Consider the following 19078-nt stretch of genomic DNA (forward strand, 5'->3'; position numbering starts at 1 on the left):
AGGTTCACTCTGCTCTGAACCTGTTCCGCCGCTGCGGCGTGGTCAGTACGGAGACTCCGGATCAGCAAGGGGGAAGTCGGATGCCACGGCCGAGCGACTGGAACGCGATCGGGCTCGACAAGGACCCCACGCCGGGCGAGCCGGAACAGTTCGCCGACCTTCCCAAGGTGCTGACGGAGCTCGGCGACAAGGCCCGGAAGATCTTCGAGGCGATCGAAAAGGTGATGAACAAGAACGACGACAGTGCTTTCGTCGGCGAGGCCGCGGATGCGTTGCGTGGCAAGGTGGACGGCAAGTTGCGCGACCACATCGGGAGCGTGGCAAATGCCTTCCAGACCGCGGGCCAGGTGGTGGGCGAATGGCACACCGCTCTGGTCGAGCAGCAGCGCAAGGCCGACGGAGCGCTCGCCGCCGGCCGCAATCTGAACGCTGACGACCCCGAACGCGACCGGCAGAAGGGGATCGCCGAGGAGGCCGGCCGCGAGCAGGCCCGGCTCGGGACGGAGTACTCGAAGCGGATCTCGTCGCTCGACATCAGCCTGCCGAAAACCAACTGCGAGTTGTTCTGGGAGGCTTTCAAGATACTGGCGATTCTCCTGATCGTTCCGGCGCTGGTGTTCGGTGGAGTGGTCGCGCTGATCGCGATCGGCGTCAACCTGGCGTTGTTCATCAAGGCGGCGATCGACTTCGTGAAGGGCGACGCCAGCTTCCTCGACCTGTTCCTGGCCGGTCTCGGCCTGATCGCGCCGACCACGCGAGGGCTCCCGATCCTCAGCCTCGTCAAGGGCGGCATCACCGGGATCACCGCCGCGGGTAAGGGCGTCTTCAACGGCCTCAAGATCCTTTTCAGCGGGCCCTCGCTGTTCCGGGCGGGGGCGTGGCTCGGTGGGAAGCTCTCGCTGATCGGAAACCTCTCCCTCCGGGGCAGCGGACTGTTCGTGATCGACGGCATCAAATGGGTGCTGAAGGCGGGCCCAGGCGCACTCCTGGCCGATTTCGGCAAGTTCAGCCTCAAGGCGATCGACGCCACCATCGGCGCCGTCGGCACGGGACTGGCGGCGGTAGGCAACGGCATCGCGAGGTTCTGGGGTGGGACCAAGGAGTTCCTGGGCGCCCACTTCGGCGGCCTGCAGTGGACCCGAATCATCCTGCCGGTCGCGGCGGACGAGATCCGGGCCTTCAAGGCCGCCGGCCTGACGAACCTGGAGGCCTTCGCCCAGGCGCTCAAGGTCGGTGTGGTCGGGCGCGGGGTGTTCTCGCAGCATCTGACCGGCATCCCGGTGGTCGCCGCGGCCGGCCGCGGTATCTCGACCTCGGTCGACGCCACCATCGGCGTCGGACTGGGCAAGGGCTTCTGGACGCAGGCCAAGGACGACTTCATCCAGCACATGTTCAATCCGCTGGAGGTGAAGCCGGTTGACGGGATCCAGATCAACAGGTTCGGCATCGACACCGGATCCGGCTTCTTTGCCGGAAGAATGGGGGAAAGCCTGCACGAGATCCGGATATCGCCCCCGAGCACCAGCAGCGTGGGCAACGGGTTCAGCGGGCATTCGACGCCCGGGGTGAGCAGTCTGGATCTGCCCGCGACGTCCGGCGTGCAGGGGACGGCGGCGCTCAACATTCCGGCACCGCACGCCATTCCGGCACCGCACACCGGCCAGCCGTCGGCGATCCCGACGCAGGCCGGCGTACCAGGGCACAATGCGGTGTCCCCGACGGCACCGGCCCCGATGAGCGTGGGCGACCTGGTCGCGAACGGCCTCCGCGGCAACTCACCGGTGCTGGCGCCGAACTTCACCGGCGCGCTTCACGACGGGATCGCGCACGGGTTCGCCGCCAATCTGCTCAACCACTCGATCGACGACATCCTGCGAACTTCGGCCGTGACCACACCGGTCCCGCACGCGGGGTTCAGCCAGGCGCTGCAGACGTCCATGCCGTCGAGTTTCGACCGCGTGAACAGCGCGCTGAACCTGCTGCACGGTGAGCCGGGCATGACGCACTTCCAGCCGCCGGCCCTGGCGAAGACCGACGTCCCGGCGCCGCCCCGAGGCGTCGGCTCCGACATACCGAGCCCGGCCAATGCCGGGTTCTCCCCCGGACGGAGCGAGATCCCGCTGACTGGCCTGCCCGGTCACCCGGACGCCTTGGTCAAGGTGGAGCGATTCGAAGGCGGGATCGCGATGTTCAACCTCCACGGCGGCGGCCCGAACGCCCGCCTCGATCCGCTCGACAGCGGAGGAGTGCGGATCACCGACACCGGCACCGGTAGGACGACCCGCGTCGACAACGCCGGGCAGATGATCGATACCGGGATCCGGTTGACCAAGGCCGACGGGCTGCCGCGGATCGACGACCGGGTGCTGATCGAGGGGCCGAACGGCACCGTCCGGGTCACGGATCTCGAGGGGAATCTCGTACCGGGCGTGACCGCTCACCGGTCCGACGGTGGCCAGGTCGAGATCACGGGCAACGACCGGGTGGCGGTCAAGTACGACAGCCATGGCAGGCTCGCGCCCCGGACCACTGCCGTGGACTGGAGCCGGGACCACGCCGCCCAGGCAGGTGTGTTCCGCCAGGCCGGTGACACCGAGGCGACCGGCAAGGTCAAGATGGAGGAATTCGCCGTCGAGGTGCGGCCCGCGCAACAGCGGGTCGCTGCCGCGCAGCAGAAGGTCGACATCGACGGACAGCGGATCGACGGCCCCTCTACCGGGCCGGCCGTCGGCGACAAGGCCTACCAGGATCTGCGGTCGGCGAACGACGAGCTGTCCAGGGTGAAGGCGTCGTACGAAGGCAAGTACGGCGTCAGCGTCGACAGCATTCAGCGGCAACTGGACGACGTCGTCAGCAAGTCGCTGAAGGAACGGCCCCGGTTGCTCGGTGGCGTCGGCAGCCCGCCGCCCCTGCGGACCGAGCATTTCCCGCTGTCCGGCGGCGCGTTCGACGGCCGACGGGTGACAACGACGTACGACGGCAACGGGAACTTCGCCGGAACTTCGGTCGATGACGGATTCGGTGGCCGGCTCCCGGTCGCCGAAGAGGACGACCTGTTCGTGGTTCCGTCGAGTCAAGGTCCGCTGCACTACGAACGGTCCGGTCAGTTCGTGGGCGAAGGGCCGAGTCTGGTAGCTGGTCGCCCCCGTCCGGAGGCGCCGCCCGGCCTGACCGGTGCCGACCTGGCCAGTTGGCAGAACCATGTCGATCTGGCCCGGACGCATCTCGCGGCCCGCGGCGAACTCGAAGGCGTCAGCGACATGATGCTCTTCGTGAGCGAGGGCGGATTCACCAGCCAGCGTGGGTTCGGGGGATTCATCGACGAAGCCGCACTGCGCGGGGGCGAGAACCTGGTCGGCAGGGTGGAGGACTTCAACGAGATCGCCGAGAACCTGATGACGCACGGACCGGTCGGTCCGACGACGGTGTACCGGGGGATGGCGATGGATCCGGCCGGCGCCGCGGTGCCTCAGTTCATCGAGCGGCTGCCGTTCTCCACGTCGAACAACTGGAAGACCCAGCTCGACCTGCTCCAGGGTGCCGATCCGGCCAAGCGGGTCGTCCTCGAGATCGAGGTGCCGCCAGGCCACGGGAAGATGTCGATGGCCTACCCGGAGGGATATCGACGCGCCGGAGAGGATGCCGTCGCCTGGAACCAGGCCCAGTTCGAGATGACCGTCTCGCCGTCGGTGCTGACGCCGACCGGGCGGCCCGTCTACGTGAAGGACGGGCTGACGGTCGTTCCGGTTCGGGCGGAGCAGATCCCGGCGGCCCAGATCGGCGGCTATCTCCAGGAGCGGTGGCCGGGGATCGCGTCGGCGGAGGCCTTCGACGACTTCGCGAAGGCACTGGAGACGGAGAAGCTGAGCAAGTTCTGGGGAATGTCCGACGTGACCGCGACGTCGAAGCTCAGCCCGGACGGAAGGACCATCGAAATCACTGTGCGCAAACCGGGCTTCGGCGGCCAGGACATGGTGATCAAGGTCATCCGGAACCAGCAGGCCGACTCGGTGCAGGTGAAGGTCACAGCCGACGGCAGGACCACCGAGGTCGGGGCCTGGAGCAAGGACGGATTCCAACCGATCGCCATCGACCTGCGCGCCGGTACCCTGCACCAGAACGACGTGTTCAAGCTGCGTCAGCCGGCGGGCTGGCTCGGCGGAGAGCAGCCGTTCCACCAACAGTGGGCCGACGATCTGGCCGCCAAAAAGGATGTGTTCCGGCAGCCGGGTGATACCCCCCGCATGGTCGACGATCGCCTGGAGGACTTCAGCAGGTTGCAGCAGGCCCAGGCCGGTCTGGACAAGGCTCACGGCGACTTCGGGCTGGACGGGCACCGGATCGACGGACCGTCGTCCGGCGTGCCGGTCGGTCAGCAGTCCAAGATCGACCTGGAGTCCGCGCGCGCCGATCTGGACGCGAGCAAGGTGCGGTTCGAGCGCAAGCACGGGATCGACCCCGACGACCTCGGCGACGTCGTCGGCCAACTGGGTAAGCGGCCGAAGCTGGACGGCGGCGCGAGCCGGCTCCAGGATGTTCCGGGCGCGGATGTCTCGTTCCAGGTGGTGGGATCGTCGGTCCACTTCGCCGGTTCCCGGGCAGACTCGTTCACCGGCTCGGTTCTCGGTCAGGAAGTGACCGTCACCCGGTGGGGGGCGGACGGCGCGTCCACCGGCAGCTGGACATTTGCCAGAGGCAACGAGCGTTTCAACCTGCAGTCGCAGTCGGTCCACCTCACCGACGGCCCACTCGCAGGAGAGGTGCTGACCGTGCAGGGGATCGGCCGGATGGACGGCACGCTCGTGCAGGACGGGATCACGAGACTGACCCGGCTGACGGGCGACGACCTGACCATCACGGGACCGCAAGGAGTGCTGCGTTACGACCGTGGCGGTGCCTTCCAGGGCGCGGATCCGGGCGTTGCCGGACACCTCGGCAGTCCGGTGCCGCCGCCTCATCTCGCCGGCGACGAACTGGCCCGGTGGCACGCACAGGCCGACCTGTCCCGGATCCAGCTCACCAGGGCGGCCGGTGACGACCTGGTCAGAGGGATGATGAACGATGTGAAGGCCGGAACGTTCTCGTCCCGGCGCGGGGACGGCGGCTTCGTCAATCCGTCCCAGCTCGCGGACGGCCGGCTGCTCGGCTCCGTCGAGCGGTTCGTCAAGATCACCGACGACCTCCTGTTCGACGGCCCCGACAACGCGATCACCGTCTATCGCGGACTGTCGATGGATCCTGAGTCCGCGAAGGCCGACGTGTTCACCGACGTCGTCCCCAGTTCGGCCTCGACCAACCTCGGGTTCCAGACCGAGTGGGCTGCCCACGGCGCCGCGAGCAACCGGTTCATTCTGGAGATCGACGTACCGCCCGGCCACGGCAAGTTGGCCTTGTCCTACCCGGAGGGCTACCGCGCGAACGCCGGCGAGGCTCCGGCGGTGAACCCCGGGCAATCGGAAGTCACTCTCGCCCCGGCCGTCTACCGGCGGACCGGGCCGGACCGGATCCAGAACGGCTTGACGATCATCCCCGTCCGGGCCGAACGGATCCCGATCGACCAGTTGCCCGACCTGCTGCACAGAACCCCACCGGGGATGCCGATCGAGACGGCGTACGACGGCTTCGTGAAGGCGTTCGACCAGAACTCGATCATCCGCTGGGAGGACTTCGAGGACGTCCAGGTCTCGACGGCGACGGGTGCCGACGGCAACTCCACCACGATGACCGTGACGAAGCCCGGCGCCGCCGACCCGTTGATGATCAACATCAGCAAGGACCCGGCGGCCGGCACGGTCTCGGTGAAGCTCGACGGCGGCGGGTACGAAGTCTTCGAAGAGACCTGGAAGAGCCTGGAGCTCAAGGGCCTGGCCGCCGATCTGCGGGGCAACGTCCTGCACAACAATGTCGTGTTCGAGGTCATCCCGCGGCCGCTGTCGTGGGACGACATCACGGTGGGCGCTGTGACCCTGCCCGCGGTCCGGCAGGATCCGCTGAGTGGCGACTTCGGCGGCCGAATGCTGAACCGGCCCGAAGGTGGCCAGCCGCATGTGACCGGACCGGACGCCGAGAAGTTCCGGGTGGAGGACTTCGGCGACGACGGCTTCCGCGTCACCGGTCCCGACGGTCGCTCGCAGCTCTACGACGGCAGCGGTGAACTGGCCGGCGAAGGTCGTGCTCTGTTCGGTCACGACGACCTGTTCGACACCCGCTTCACCTCATCGGACGGCGCGGGCGGCATCCGTGCGGTCGACGAACGGGGTGTGCCGATCCCGGGCACCGACACCAGACTGCTGGCGAACGGCAGATTCCAGATCGCCGAGCCGGATGGGGTTGTGCGGAGTTTTGATGCGGCTGGTGGTTATTTGGATCAGCGGATTGTGCTGGGTGGGTTGAATGATGGGCGGGTGCTGGTTCATGAGGCGGGGGGTGGTTTGCGGTGGCAGGATCCGGTGTCTTCGCCGGGTGTTGCTGGGCAGGCGGTGCCTGAGCATGTGCCGGGTGGTGGTTATCGGGTTGTCGAGCCGAATACTGTGGTGCGGAATTTTGATGCGGCTGGGAGTTATCTGAGCCGGGAGATTACGCTGCGTGGTTCGGGTGGTGGGCGTGTTCTGGTTCAGGACGCGGATGGTGTTCTGCGTTGGCAGGATCCGGCGGTGGTGGGGAGCGTTCCCGAGCAGGTGCCTGGGGGTTATCGGCTGATCGAGCCGGATGGGGTTGTGCGGAGTTTTGATGCGGCTGGTGGTTATCTGGATCAGCGGATTCTGCTGGGTGGGTTGAATGATGGGCGGGTGCTGGTTCATGAGGCGGGGGGTGGTTTGCGGTGGCAGGATCCGGTGTCTTCGCCGGGTGTTGCTGGGCAGGCGGTGCCTGAGCATGTGCCGGGTGGTGGTTATCGGGTTGTCGAGCCGAATACTGTGGTGCGGAATTTTGATGCGGCTGGGAGTTATCTGAGCCGGGAGATTACGCTGCGTGGTTCGGGTGGTGGGCGTGTTCTGGTTCAGGACGCGGATGGTGTTCTGCGTCTGCACGATCCGGTGATTCCGGGCGGAAGCCGGGAGCGGGCGGTTCCCGCGGCGGTGGACGGTGGCGGTTTCCGGATCACCGAGCCGAATACGGTGGTGCGGAATTTCGACGCCGCGGGTGGTTATCTGGATCAGCGGATCGCCCTCGGCGGTGTCGACGGTCGGATTCTCGTGCACGAGGCGGGCGGCCGGCTGCGGTGGCAGGACCCGGCCACGACGACGGCACTTCCCGAGCCGATCCCAGGTGGGTACCGGGACGGGGGCGTCGACGGCGCCGCCTACCGGACCTACGACGGAGCCGGAACGGTGCGGGCCAACGGTCATCCTGTCGGCCTGCCCGGCCAGAACGGATACCTCGAGATCGCCGCGAACGGGGGCGCCGCACGCCGATTGGACCCGAACTTCCAGTCGATCGAAGGCCGGCAGGTCCGGATCGACCAGGACGCCGGTGAGGTTACCGTCGGTCGCGCAGGTGGATTCGACGTCTTCGGCTTGAACGGCGCTGTGCTGCGGGAGGTCACAGACCTCGACGGGTACGCTCTCGCAACGGTCGGCGGCCGGGTCACCCGTGACCCGAACGGCAACGTCTCCTGGACCGCCGTGGACGGTAGCCCGCTGACGACGCCGTACCGGGCACAGATCGCCGGCGACGGCTCGATCCGGATCGAGTTGAACGTTCAGAGCAGTGTCCGGAACGGTGAGTACCACGTCTTCAGCGACGGCCGGCTGGTCGAGCAGGGCTTCCCGGTCGTTCGCAACGGCCGGCCGACCGAGTTCACGTACGTCGTCGACCGGGTCCGTAACGTCTGGACCCGAACCGATGGCACCAACCTGGGCACCGGTGGTTTTCATCACGGCTCGGTCGACGTCGCGGGCCTGGGCAACGGTCAGATCCGGCTGAAGAGTTCTACCGGAGGCAAGGTCGACGTCTTCGAACGCCGCTGGCTTCCGGATGGAACGATCCTGGACAGCTTCCGCAGGACCGACACGCTCGGTTTCGGCTGGTTCGATCGCCGGACGACGTGGGTGACAACCGACACGGACGGCGCGCTCGCGAACCATGGCACCCGGCACTTCGACACGAGCACGGGCTGGCATGATGTCGACGCGTCCCATCGGACGGTCCGCGACTACCGCTCGGGACTGCAGAAGTACAACAACGGGGCCGGGCACGTACTGGCGATCAAGCAGGCCGACGGCAGTTGGATCTGGCACCGGTACGACGACCACGCCGGTCTGGTCGCACAGGGCAACCGGACACTGGAGCGGATAGGCGATGGCTGGACCGACACGGTCATCCGGGCGGGCGGAACCGGAACGGACATCGCCCAACAGAAGTGGGGTGCCTGGCATCTCCCCGAGACGGCCGGGCAGTATCGTGAGTTCACGATCACCCGCGGCGTCGATGGTCAGTGGACCAGGTCCGCGACCTGGTTGCAGCAGGCTCGTCAAGGCCCGCAAACCGGCAGCCTGACGCAGGTCGGCGACGACCTGTTGCAGGTCGTCCGCCGGGGTGAGCAGCGTCCACCGGTCCTGGTCCGGGAGAGCCCGCTGTTCCGTGATCCGCGTCCGCACGGCGCGGCCGCACACCTGGCCGGCGACAGCCGGGTCCAGGTCCAGGTCTGGTCCCAGGGCGACCGGGCCGGTCTCCGGTACGTCGCGCCCAACCCCGGCGCGCACACCTTCGATGTCGATGCCGGCGGCAACTTCGTGCGATCGACCACGACCCTCGCGGACGGAACCAAGCTCAAGGTCGGCGACCACGCCCGGCCGCCCGAGCAACCGCACCTGTCCGGCGGCCTGCCGTGGGAGGCAGGCGCCCAGCGTGGATGGCGAATCGGCGAGGGCCTCAACTGGCAGGATGTCCGGTGGGTCGACGGCGAATGGGTGGTGGTGCGGGAGGGTCGCCCCGGTGGCGTGGTGCGGGAGTTCCCCGATCCCGCGGTCCGAACGGTGTGGACCGACCGCGACGCGCACGGCAACCTCGTCGGGCTGTCGAGCCGTTCGATCGACCGGCCGGACATGTTCGTCGAAGCGACCGGCCCTGCCTTCTCGAGCCGCTGGACGTGGCGTGAAGTCGATGCCAACGGGGCCGAGCTCGGTGCCGGGGGCCAGCGAGAGTTCTTCCGTGGTTCGTGGGACGACCGGCTGTCGTGGGACGAGTCGTTCCGCGATTTTGATGCCGCGCGCAACCTCGTTCGTGATCGGCGGATGCTCGACGGTGGGCGCTACGTCGAATCCTGGTCGACGCCGGATGGCTGGCGGAGCGTCGCGTTCGACAAGTTCGGGAACCGGGCGACCGGGTCGGTGGAGCTGGAGCGGCTCTGGAGCACCAAGCAGGGCGACTGGCAGCGCGACTGGAGCCCCGGCGCCGTGTACAGCCGCGATCAGTTGCCGCTGCTCGACGGCCGGGCTCCACAGGTCGTCCGGGAGACGCCGAAACATATCGAGGGCGGGGTGGTCCGGATCCGCGAGTACCACCTCGGCGAGAACGGCACGGACTTGCGGCAGTGGAAGGAGTTCGACCGCGGAGCGATCGTGCGTGAGCGGAAGCTGGTCGGGGACAACTACCTGGAGACCACCTGGCGTGGACAGTGGAAGTTGTGGCACGCCGACGGCGACCTCGTCGCCGAGCGGGGCCAGAACGGCCTGGTCTTCGAGATGCACAACGGCAGGCTGCGCCTGACCGGTGACGAGCACGACTTCCGCGGACCGTTGACCGAGATCCGCGGCTGGGGCCGGCGCGTTCGCGAGGCACAACGGATTCCCTGGCTGGGCCATTCCGACTGGGCCCCCGGCGGTACGTCGATCGCTCCGGTCGGTCAGGCCGGGTACCGCGAGGCGCGGTACGCACCGACGTGGCAACTGGTCGCGGCGAAGATGGCGCTGGAGTTCGGCCAGGAGTTCGTGCTGCAGTTCGGCGCCTATCTGACCGTGTACGGGATCATTGCCGCCGGCCAGCACCGGCCGTTCACCGGTGAGGACGCGCTCAAGGCACTGATGAACGCCGCGACGGGTGCGACGATCAAGGTCGGCGTCGGTGCCGCCCTGACCGAGTCCAGGTTGCTCGGCCTGAAAGACCTGCGGTTCGGGATGAACAACCTCGACCGCGGCCAGCCGTTCACCGCCCGGCCGTTCAACCCGGACCGGCACTGGAGCAACGAGTGGGCCGGCAACGAGTTCGCGCTGCGCTGGCGATCGGGTGCCATCTTCGACTACGGGGTCAACGTCGGCCTCGCGGTCCTGGGTGGATTCGTCAACGGCGCCATGAATGCGGCGATCTTCGGCATCGTCAACGAATCGGGCCAGAAGGTGAAGCTCACCGGCTGGGACGCGATCGGAGAAGGTGCGATCGGCGCCTTGGCCTCGTTCACCTCCGGGGTCAGTACGGCGCTGCTGCGCAACCTGGCGACCGGAATCGGCGGCTCGCGCATCCTGCACCGGCAGGGCTTCGGCGAGTTCTGGCAGGCTATCCCGTTCCGGATCTTCGAAGGGTCGATGCAGGGGATGTTCCTGACCAACGCCTACCGGGTGTCGATCAGCCCGTCCTGGTACCAGTCAGGCGGCTCGGGAGATCCGGCGCCCGGTACTGTCAAGGTCCCGGCCGCCGGCCTCTGGCTACCGCCGGGTTCACTAGGAGCACAGTGACGAACCGCTATGTCGCCCCCAAGGGGCGAGGCACCTACCGCCGCATCTCCGAGGCTGTCCGCGCGGCCGCGCCGGGTGACGTGATCGTCGTCAGCCCGGGCGAGTACATCGAGCAGTTGCGGCTGGACCGATCAGTCTCTGTGATCGCCGCGCCCGGGCAGGGCGGCGAGGTCACACTGATCGGTGTCCAGGGCGAGCCTGCGGTGGTGGTCGAGGGCCTCGAGTGCACCGTGCGTGGACTGACGATCCGGGCCGTCGTGGATGCCGACGGCGGCCTTCCCGCCGTCGGGGTGGCGCCGGGCGCCGGGTTGCTGCTCGACGACTGCAGCGTGAGCGGTGGCCGTATCCATGCCCGAGGCAACGATGGTGCCGAACACGGTTCGGACCTGACCGGCTACGGCGTGACCAAGCTCAGGCTGCACCGGACCCGGGTGGAGCGATCCCGGCTGGCCGGCGTCCATCTGTCCGGGCGGGTGCATGCCCAGGCCGAGGACAGCGTGATCGATGCCATCGACGGGATCGGTGTGGTCCTCTCGGGATCGGCCTCCTTGGAGGCCACCCGGCTGCAGTTGAACGGCGTGTCGGGCTACGGGTTCCGGGTGCGGGGTGCGGGTCGACTGACCGCGACCGACAGCGAGATCCGCAAAGCCGGGCTGGCCGGAGTTCTGCTCGAGGACTCTGCGACGGCCTCGTTGACCGACGTACGGATCAACAAGACGGGCGGGCCAGGCGTCCACCTGACCGGGACGGCCAAGGCTGAACTGTCCGGCCTCCGGGCGCGGGATGTCGCGGCCAGCGGACTGGTGGTCCAGGACCAGGCCGACCTCACAGCGACCGACTGCGTCATCGCCGACATCGGCGCGAATGCCTTGCTGATCTCGGATGCGGCGACCGTTTCCCTCACTGACAGCCGCTTCGACCGTTCGGCGTACAGCGCAGTTCATCTCACCGGTACGGCGCTCGGTCGGCTGACGGACTGCTTGATCCGTGAGGCTGCGGAGCACGGCGTACATGCCACTGCGACCGCGCGAGTCGAGCTGACCCGGTGCGGCATCAGCGGCGCCACATTGACCGGATTGTCGGTCGTCGACGCTGCGACGGTCGAGGCTGTCGACTGCAGGATGATCGCGTGTGGGACCGGTGCCCGCCTGGAGTCCGCAAACGCTACCGGCTTGGACGCCTGCACGGTGAGCGGCTCCGTCGGGACCGGTATCGAGCTGGCCGGCGCGGGCCTGGCCAGCCTCCGGGCGGTGCGGGTCACTGGTGGCCAGGCTGCCGGAATCGTGGTGGGCACGGGCGCCGCGACGGAGATCGCCTCGACGACCATCGAGAACTGCGCCGGATCCGGTCTGGTGGTCTGGGCCGGCGCCGCTCCCGTCGTAGGGGCGTTGCGGGTCGCCTCGGTCGGGAAGAACGGCGTGTTCCTGGCCGAGAAGGCTGCCGGGACTTTCGCCGACTGCGATGTCACCGCGACCAAGTACCCGGCGCTGCATCTGAGCAAGGACTCCGCACCGGTGTTCCAGCATCTACGCATCCGGGACTGTGTCGAGGCGGTCGGCCAGGAGGACGGCGCGCAGCCTGTCTTCAAGGACTGCACGGTCGACGGGGTGGCGATGGTCTCCGAGGTGGCCGCGCCGACTGCTGCCGCGGCTGCCGCGAGCGTTTCCGGTGTGAGTTCGCCGGGGGCGCTCGAGGAGAGCATGCCGCCGGACGACGAGACGCTGGAGGATGTGCTCGCCGAGCTCGAGGAGCAGGTCGGACTGGAGAAGGTGAAGAGCAACGTCCAGTCGATGGTGAAGCTGATGCAGACGGTCCGGATGCGCGAGGAGGCCGGGTTGCCGGCGCCACCGCTCAGCCGGCATCTCGTGTTCGCGGGCAATCCTGGTACGGGTAAGACGACAGTCGCGCGGATCTACGGGCGGGTGCTGAAGGCGCTCGGCCTGCTCCGCAAGGGGCATCTGGTCGAGGTGGACCGCACGGCGCTGGTCGGTGAGTACGTCGGTCACACCGGGCCGAAGACGACCGCGGCCGTGACGCAGGCACTCGGCGGAGTGTTGTTCATCGACGAGGCGTACTCGCTGTCACCACTCGGGATCGGCAACGATTTCGGAGCCGAGGCGATCGCCACGTTGGTGAAGCTGATGGAGGACCACCGCGACGATCTGGTGGTGATCGTGGCCGGGTACGTCAACGAGATGTCGCGCTTCATCAACTCGAACCCGGGGCTGTCGTCCCGCTTCACCCGGACGCTGCTGTTCGACGACTACAGCGCGGCCGAATTGGTCGAGATCGTCGAGTTCCAGGCGCGGTCGCACGAGTACCAGATGACGGCGGATGCGCGGACGGCGCTGATGAGTCTGATCGAGCAGTTGCCGCGGGGCGACGGCTTCGGCAACGGCCGGTCGGCGCGGCAGATCTTCCAGGCGATGACCGAGCGGCAGGCGCACCGGATGTCCGAGCTCAGGACGCCGACGCCGGCCCAGCTGGTCTCGCTGGAGGTTCCGGATCTACCGGAGTCTTTGTAACACCTGTTCGTGAGTAGTTCACAGAAGTTATCGTTCGGCATGGCCAATATTTCCCGCCGTGGACTGCTCACGGGTGCCGGTGCGCTGCTCGCCGCCGGCTCCCTGGGTGTCTCCACCGCCTCCGCCCGGAGCCTTGCCCTGCCCGCCTCGAAGCGTTTCAAGATGAGCGCCACGACCAACGAGTTCTTCCGCCACAAACCGCTGTGGGGACCGCGGGTGATGCAGTCGTTCGCCTTCGACACCCCGAACAACCGGCTCTTCACCGGCCAGTTGCGGTCCGAGACGCCCGAGAACAGCGGCGATCTGACGCTCAGCCAGCTGGACTTCGCCGGCAATGTGCTCGGCCACATGTACCTGACCGGCTTCGGTCACGCCGTGTCGATCGGCGCCGAGGCCTCTGGCAGTACGTCGTACATCTGGACCGAGACGGATGCCGACACCACGAACGGGCGCGGGCGTCAGCTCACCCGGTTCGCGTGGCAGAACGGTAAGACGCTCACGCCGGCCTCGGTGACCAAGTGGAAGCCGGTCGCGGGGGCGACCGTTTACACGCCTGCCGTCGACCAGCGGTTCGGTCAGCTGGGGGTGCGGCACTCGCGGTCGGACGGCATGCACATCAACGTGTACTCGCTGGCGGCCGCGCGTACCGGTGACTTCTCGAAGGTGCTGGCGACCTTCAAGCAGCCTGCGTTGACGTCCGGGATCGACTTCCAGGGGTGGGCGCTGTACGGCTCGTTCGTGTACTTCTGGGAAGGCGAGGCCTACCCGGGCGCGCCGGACGAGACCAAGGCGAACTCGAAGCTCTGGTGCTACGACATCAACAAGGGCGAGCTCGTCGACTCGTTCCTGACGCTGGCCGGGAAGAGCCTCACCTACCGCGAACCCGAGGGCATGGCGGTCTACGGCTCGACCGACGGCACCGCTCGCCTCTACTTCGGCTTCGCCTCCGGTGTCGCTGGCGACCGCCGAGCCAACCTCTTCTTCCGCAACACCCTGGTCTGAGGACTTACTGGGCGACGCCGTACAGGCGGTCACCGGCGTCGCCCAGGCCGGGGACGATGTAGCCCTTCTCATTGAGGTGGGAGTCCATCGCGGCGACGACGAGGTTGCAAGGGATGTTGAGGTGCGTCAGCTCGCGCTCGATGCGCTCGACGCCTTCAGGGGCCGCGAGCAAGCAGATGGCGGTGATGTGGTCGGCGCCGCGGTCGACCAGGAACTGGATCGCGGCGGCCAGCGTGCCACCGGTCGCCAGCATCGGGTCCAGGACGTAGCACTGGCGGCCGGACAGGTCCTCCGGGAGGCGCTCGGCGTACGTCGACGCGGCCAGCGTCTCCTCGTTGCGGATCATGCCGAGGAACCCGACCTCGGCGGTCGGCAGCAGCCGCGTCATCCCCTCGAGCATGCCCAGGCCGGCCCGCAGGATCGGCACCACCAGCGGCTTCGGCGAGGTCAGCTTCACGCCCTCGGCCGCGGCGACCGGGGTCTGCACGGTGACCGGACCGGTCCGGACGTCGCGGGTCGCCTCGTAGGCGAGCAGCGTGACGAGCTCCTCGGTCAGCCGACGGAACGTGGGCGAGTCCGTGGCCTCGTCCCGCAGCGTGGTGAGCTTGTGGGCGACGAGCGGGTGGTCCACGACGAGGATCTGCATAACCCGGAACGCTACCGTCGGCGATTCCTCCCGCGAAACTTCTGGCGGCCTTAGCATCGAAAGTGCATTGGTTTGTGCCCTGCCTTCGCCCCGGGGAGTGCCGATGACTGCTGAGGACCTGCCTGACCAGCCCCGCCCCCGGTTGGTGGTGCCGCGCCGCGATCTGGACCGGCTGCACCGGCGGGCCGAGTTCCTGCGGGAGCTCGAGGAGGCGAAGGCGCTGCGGGACCGGATCGCGCCCCGCCGGGCCCGGGTCCGGCGGCTCCGCGAGGCGATGCGGAGGGCGACGTACCACCACTGAGTTCCCACGAGCCCCCGGACTCTGTCACCATGACTCTGTGTCCGACGCCACAGCAGGACCAGTAGCAGGACCGATCGCCACAGACCTCGACTTCGCGGTGGCCGCCTACACCGAGGACGAGGTCTGGACCGTCACCCCGTTGGTGTTGCGCGGGGAGCCCGATCTGGCTGCGGTGGTGTCCGGCCTGCGCCGGTACCCCGGCGAGGCCGGCGTACTGGGGATGATCTCGGTCGACGAGGACTTCTTCATCCTGATCCGGCTCGTCAGCGGCCGGGCCCAGTACCTGATCTCCGACGTGACCGCGGCGACCGAGTGGCCGCTGGCCAAGCAGGTCGTCGACGAGCTGGACATTCCGCTGGCCGATGACGACGACGAGCAGGTCCCGGCCGGCGACCTGGCGATCGTCGCCGATCTCGGGATGAGCGCGATGGATCTCGGTGCGCTCTGCGACGACGTCGACCTCTATCCGGAGGAGATGCTCGAGGAGATCGCCGACGCGCTCGGGTTCGGCAACCAGTTCCACGAGGCGATCGAAGCTCTTGGTTAGCCCGGCACTGCAGCGCGAGTGGTCCCGGCTGATGACGGTGGCCCTGGACGAGGCCGAGCTGGCGCTGCCCGACGTACCGATCGGTGCGTTGGTGATCGACGCCGAGGGCGAAGTGATCGGTCGCGGGCACAACGAGCGGGAGACGACCGGCGACCCGACCGCGCATGCCGAGGTGCTGGCGCTCCGCGCGGCCGCCCAGCACGTCGGCGAATGGCGGCTCACCGGGTGCACGCTGGTGGTCACTCTCGAGCCCTGCACGATGTGCGCGGGGGCGATCGTGCTGTCCCGGATCGAGCGGCTGATCTTCGCGGCGTACGACGAGAAGGCCGGTGCCGTCGGGTCCTTGTGGGACGTCGTCCGGGACCGCCGGCTGAACCATCGGCCCGAGGTGTACGGCGGCGTGATGGCCGATGAGGCGGGTGCGCGGCTCCGCGATTTCTTTTCCGGGCACAGGTCTTGATAGCCTCTGCGGCGGTGGCGTGTCCGAGCGGCCGAAGGAGCGCGCCTCGAAAGCGCGTGATGGGTACCCCCCATCCGAGGGTTCAAATCCCTCCGCCACCGCCAACCACTCTCCGGAGTGGACGTAGGACCGAAGACCCTGATGCTGTGTGATGCGTCAGGGTCTTCGTATCTCGGGACCTGAGCGGAAAGGCCCCAACCGTGAACGTGGCAGAGCTCGACCAGATCCTGTTGGCCGGAGCCGTGGTGCTGCTGGTCGCGGTGGTCGCCGTCCGCCTGTCCGGACGGCTCGGCCTGCCGTCGCTGCTCATCTACCTCGGGATGGGTCTGCTCCTCGGTGAGTCCGGGCCGGGGCACATTCACTTCGAGGACGCCCAGATCGCGCACGCGCTCGGGTTCGCCGCGCTGGTGATCATCCTGACCGAGGGCGGTCTGACCACCCGCTGGAACGAAGTCCGCCCGGTGATGCCGCTCGGGCTCGTGCTGGCCACGGTCGGCGTGGCGATCAGCGTCGGTGTGGTGGCCTGCATCGCGCACTACATCCTCGGGCTGGACTGGCAGATCGCCGTACTGATCGGGGCGGTGACGTCGCCGACCGATGCGGCGGCGGTCTTCTCGGTGCTGCGGCGGGTGCCGATCAGACCGCGGTTGCGGGGTGCTCTGGAGGCCGAGTCCGGTCTGAACGACGCTCCGACCGTTCTGCTGGTCACTCTGGTCAGCACGGGCGCCACGAGCGAGCACGGCTGGCTGTATTTCACCGGGCTGGTGGCCTATGAGCTGGTGATCGGCGCGCTGTTCGGGTTCGTGATCGGCTGGATCAGCGTCGGCCTGATCCGCCGGGTCGCTCTCGGCTCCGCCGGTCTGTATCCGCTCGCCGTCGTCTCGCTGGCGATCATCTCGTACGCCGGTGGCACCGTGCTGCTCCACGTTTCGGGGTTCGCCGCCGTCTACGTGACCTCGCTCGTGCTCGGGAAGGCGGAGCTGCCGCACCGGATGGCGACCCGCTCGTTCGTGGACGGGCTGGCCTGGCTGGCGCAGATCGGGCTGTTCGTGATGCTCGGCCTGCTCGCCTCGCCGGGCCGGATCGGCCTGAACGACGTCATGATCGCCCTGGTGATCGGGATCGCCGTCACGGTCGTGGGGCGGCTGCTCGCGGTCGTGGTGTCGACGCTGCCGTTCAAGATGCCGTGGCAGGAGCAGGCGTTCATCTCCTGGGCCGGCCTGCGCGGCGCCGTACCGATCGTCCTGGCCACCATCCCGCTGGCCGAGCAGGTTCCGCAGGCCACCAGGATCTTCGACATCGTCTTCGTCCTGGTCCTGCTCTTCACCCTCCTCCAAGGCCCCTCCCTGCCCTGGCTGGCCCGCAAACTCGGCGTCCTCGACGAGAACGCCGCCTTCGAGGTCGAGATCGACGTCGCGCCCCTGGAGTCCCTCGGCGCCGACATGCTCCAGGTGCACGTCCCCAGCGAGTCCCGCCTGGCCGGCGTCGAGGTCGGCGAACTCCGCCTCCCCGCGGGCGTCTCCGTCTCGCTGATCATCCGCCGCGACGAAGCCTTCGTCCCCGAACGCCGAACCGTCCTCCGCGCCGGCGACTCCCTCCTCGTCGTAGCCCCCAGCCCGCTCCGCGACCAGACCGCCCGCCGCCTCCGAGCCATCTCCCGAGCCGGCCGCCTAGCCGGTTGGTTCGGCGAAAAAGGCCGCGAAAACCACTGACAATTGGCGAGCCAGCCGTCGGGGGCGTCGACACCGCAGGGTGGGCTTGAACAAGTTATGACCTGTCCGCCCCCACCAGTTCCTGTTCAAACCCCCGGCTGTCGGCTCGGTGATGCGGTCGTTGAGGAGGCGGGGGCGGCGGCCGAAGACAGGTAACGGTTGCGAGGGACCTCGAACCACAGGTCTCCAGCCCTGCCTGCCTGTCTCCGGCCACAACTAGGGCATGTTGATGACGCATTAGGCTTTAGAGACACGCCCTAGTTGGGATTTTGCCCCTTCGGGACAGGCTGGGGGGTGTAGATGGTGGGGAGGCAGACGGAGCTGCCGGGGGCGACGGCTACGGAGGCCAGGCCCTTGGCGTTGAGTTTGGTGTACTTGGTGCCGACGACGAGGTCCACGGTGTGGCTGTCGCGGCCGTCGGCCACGGGGACGGCCTTCTGGGCGGTCTGGCCGGCTACCAGCTGAAGCTCGGGGGCGGTGTTGGCGTTGCCCCGGATCTCCACGGTCTCGACCTTGTTGCCGTTCGGCTCGTTGGCGACCTTGGCGACGTGGAAGCCGCGCTTGCGCAGCTGATCCGCGACGGCTGCGGCCGTGCCGCCCTTGGCGCCGCCGTTGTAGACGTTCACCGAGACCTGCTTGGGGACCAGGCGGTTGTTCGGCAGCTGCTGGTCGACGCAGGTCGGGCCGGCGCTGCTGTTGCTCAGCGAGTTCCAGCCCCACCAGGCGCCGCCGACCAGGATCACCAGCAGGATGACCATGGTGATGGGCGTGCGCCAGTGGATCCGCAGCTGCGGCCGGGGCTGGGGTTGAAGGGCGGTCATCGTGATCAGTCCACGACCAGGACCCGGGCGTGCAGAACCAGCCGCTGCTGCAGTGCCGCTCGCAGCGCGCGGTGCAATCCGTCCTCGAGGAACATCTCACCCCTCCATTCGACGACGTGGGCGAACAGGTCGCCGTAGAACGTCGAGTCCTCGTCGAGCAGCGCGTTCAGGTCGAGCGTGCCCTTGGTCGTCACCAGCTGGTCCAGCCGCACCTGCCGTGGTGGCAGCGACGACCAGTCCTTCGGCTTGAGCCCGTGCTCCGGGTACGGCCTTTCCTCCCCGACACGCTTGAAGATCACCCACCGAAGTCTAGCGTTGTCAGAGGTCGCGTGAGAGGTCATGAACGTCACCGAAACCACCCAGCACCAAGACTCAACCTTTTGGATGAGAAACA

Annotated in this window: 10 protein-coding genes and 1 tRNA gene; 8 read left to right on the forward strand and 3 right to left on the reverse strand. The window is 68.0% G+C overall.

Going from position 1 to position 19078, the window contains the following annotated elements; genetic code table 11:
* The first annotated feature begins 80 nt into the window (after positions 1 to 80).
* The 3 genes from OG474_RS18375 to OG474_RS18385 are packed head-to-tail and all read left to right on the forward strand — an operon-like array spanning position 81 to position 14197.
* Positions 81 to 10670, forward strand: a complete 10590-nt coding sequence (locus tag OG474_RS18375; RefSeq protein WP_405063544.1) for a hypothetical protein — start codon at positions 81 to 83, stop codon at positions 10668 to 10670.
* Entirely contained in the window at positions 10667 to 13195 is a 2529-nt protein-coding gene (locus tag OG474_RS18380; protein ID WP_405063545.1) for a right-handed parallel beta-helix repeat-containing protein, read from the forward strand. Before OG474_RS18375 ends, OG474_RS18380 begins: the two co-directional genes overlap by 4 nt.
* 39 nt (positions 13196 to 13234) lie before the next feature.
* The gene (locus tag OG474_RS18385) at positions 13235 to 14197 is read left to right on the forward strand and encodes a hypothetical protein (RefSeq protein ID WP_405063546.1); all 963 of its coding nucleotides are present in this window, start codon (positions 13235 to 13237) and stop codon (positions 14195 to 14197) included.
* Positions 14198 to 14201: 4 nt separating this feature from the next.
* Here the strand turns inward: OG474_RS18385 and upp are convergent, their stop codons facing one another.
* Positions 14202 to 14843 carry a uracil phosphoribosyltransferase gene (gene upp / locus OG474_RS18390; RefSeq protein WP_405063547.1) on the reverse strand — a complete coding sequence of 214 codons (642 nt, stop codon included), beginning with the start codon at positions 14841 to 14843 and terminating at the stop codon, positions 14202 to 14204.
* A 103-nt stretch (positions 14844 to 14946) separates the two neighbouring features.
* On the opposite strand from upp, the gene OG474_RS18395 reads away from it, so the two are divergent.
* The 5 genes from OG474_RS18395 (at position 14947) to OG474_RS18415 (ending at position 17863) form a co-directional block, all read left to right on the forward strand.
* Complete coding sequence (locus tag OG474_RS18395) at positions 14947 to 15144, forward strand: hypothetical protein (RefSeq protein ID WP_405063548.1); 198 nt, start codon at positions 14947 to 14949, stop codon at positions 15142 to 15144.
* 37 nt (positions 15145 to 15181) lie between these two features.
* Positions 15182 to 15691 (forward strand): tRNA adenosine deaminase-associated protein, encoded by a 510-nt coding sequence (locus OG474_RS18400; protein ID WP_405063549.1) that lies wholly within the window; start codon positions 15182 to 15184, stop codon positions 15689 to 15691.
* 31 nt (positions 15692 to 15722) lie between these two features.
* Positions 15723 to 16151: a nucleoside deaminase gene (locus tag OG474_RS18405; RefSeq protein WP_405063550.1), complete on the forward strand. Its 429-nt coding sequence runs from the start codon at positions 15723 to 15725 to the stop codon at positions 16149 to 16151.
* Between the two features lie 13 nt (positions 16152 to 16164).
* Positions 16165 to 16255: transfer RNA gene (locus OG474_RS18410), tRNA-Ser, on the forward strand.
* A gap of 96 nt (positions 16256 to 16351) precedes the next feature.
* Positions 16352 to 17863, forward strand: coding sequence for a potassium/proton antiporter (locus OG474_RS18415; protein WP_405063551.1), 1512 nt, complete (start codon positions 16352 to 16354; stop codon positions 17861 to 17863).
* A 257-nt stretch (positions 17864 to 18120) separates the two neighbouring features.
* Here the strand turns inward: OG474_RS18415 and OG474_RS18420 are convergent, their stop codons facing one another.
* Positions 18121 to 18684 (reverse strand): LytR C-terminal domain-containing protein, encoded by a 564-nt coding sequence (locus OG474_RS18420; RefSeq protein ID WP_405063552.1) that lies wholly within the window; start codon positions 18682 to 18684, stop codon positions 18121 to 18123.
* A gap of 5 nt (positions 18685 to 18689) precedes the next feature.
* On the reverse strand, positions 18690 to 18983 hold the full coding sequence (locus OG474_RS18425) for a type II toxin-antitoxin system VapB family antitoxin (RefSeq protein ID WP_132409342.1): 294 nt from the start codon (positions 18981 to 18983) through the stop codon (positions 18690 to 18692).
* Positions 18984 to 19078: the final 95 nt, after the last annotated feature.

This window comes from Kribbella sp. NBC_01505 (assembly GCF_045040285.1).
Taxonomy (GTDB): domain Bacteria; phylum Actinomycetota; class Actinomycetes; order Propionibacteriales; family Kribbellaceae; genus Kribbella.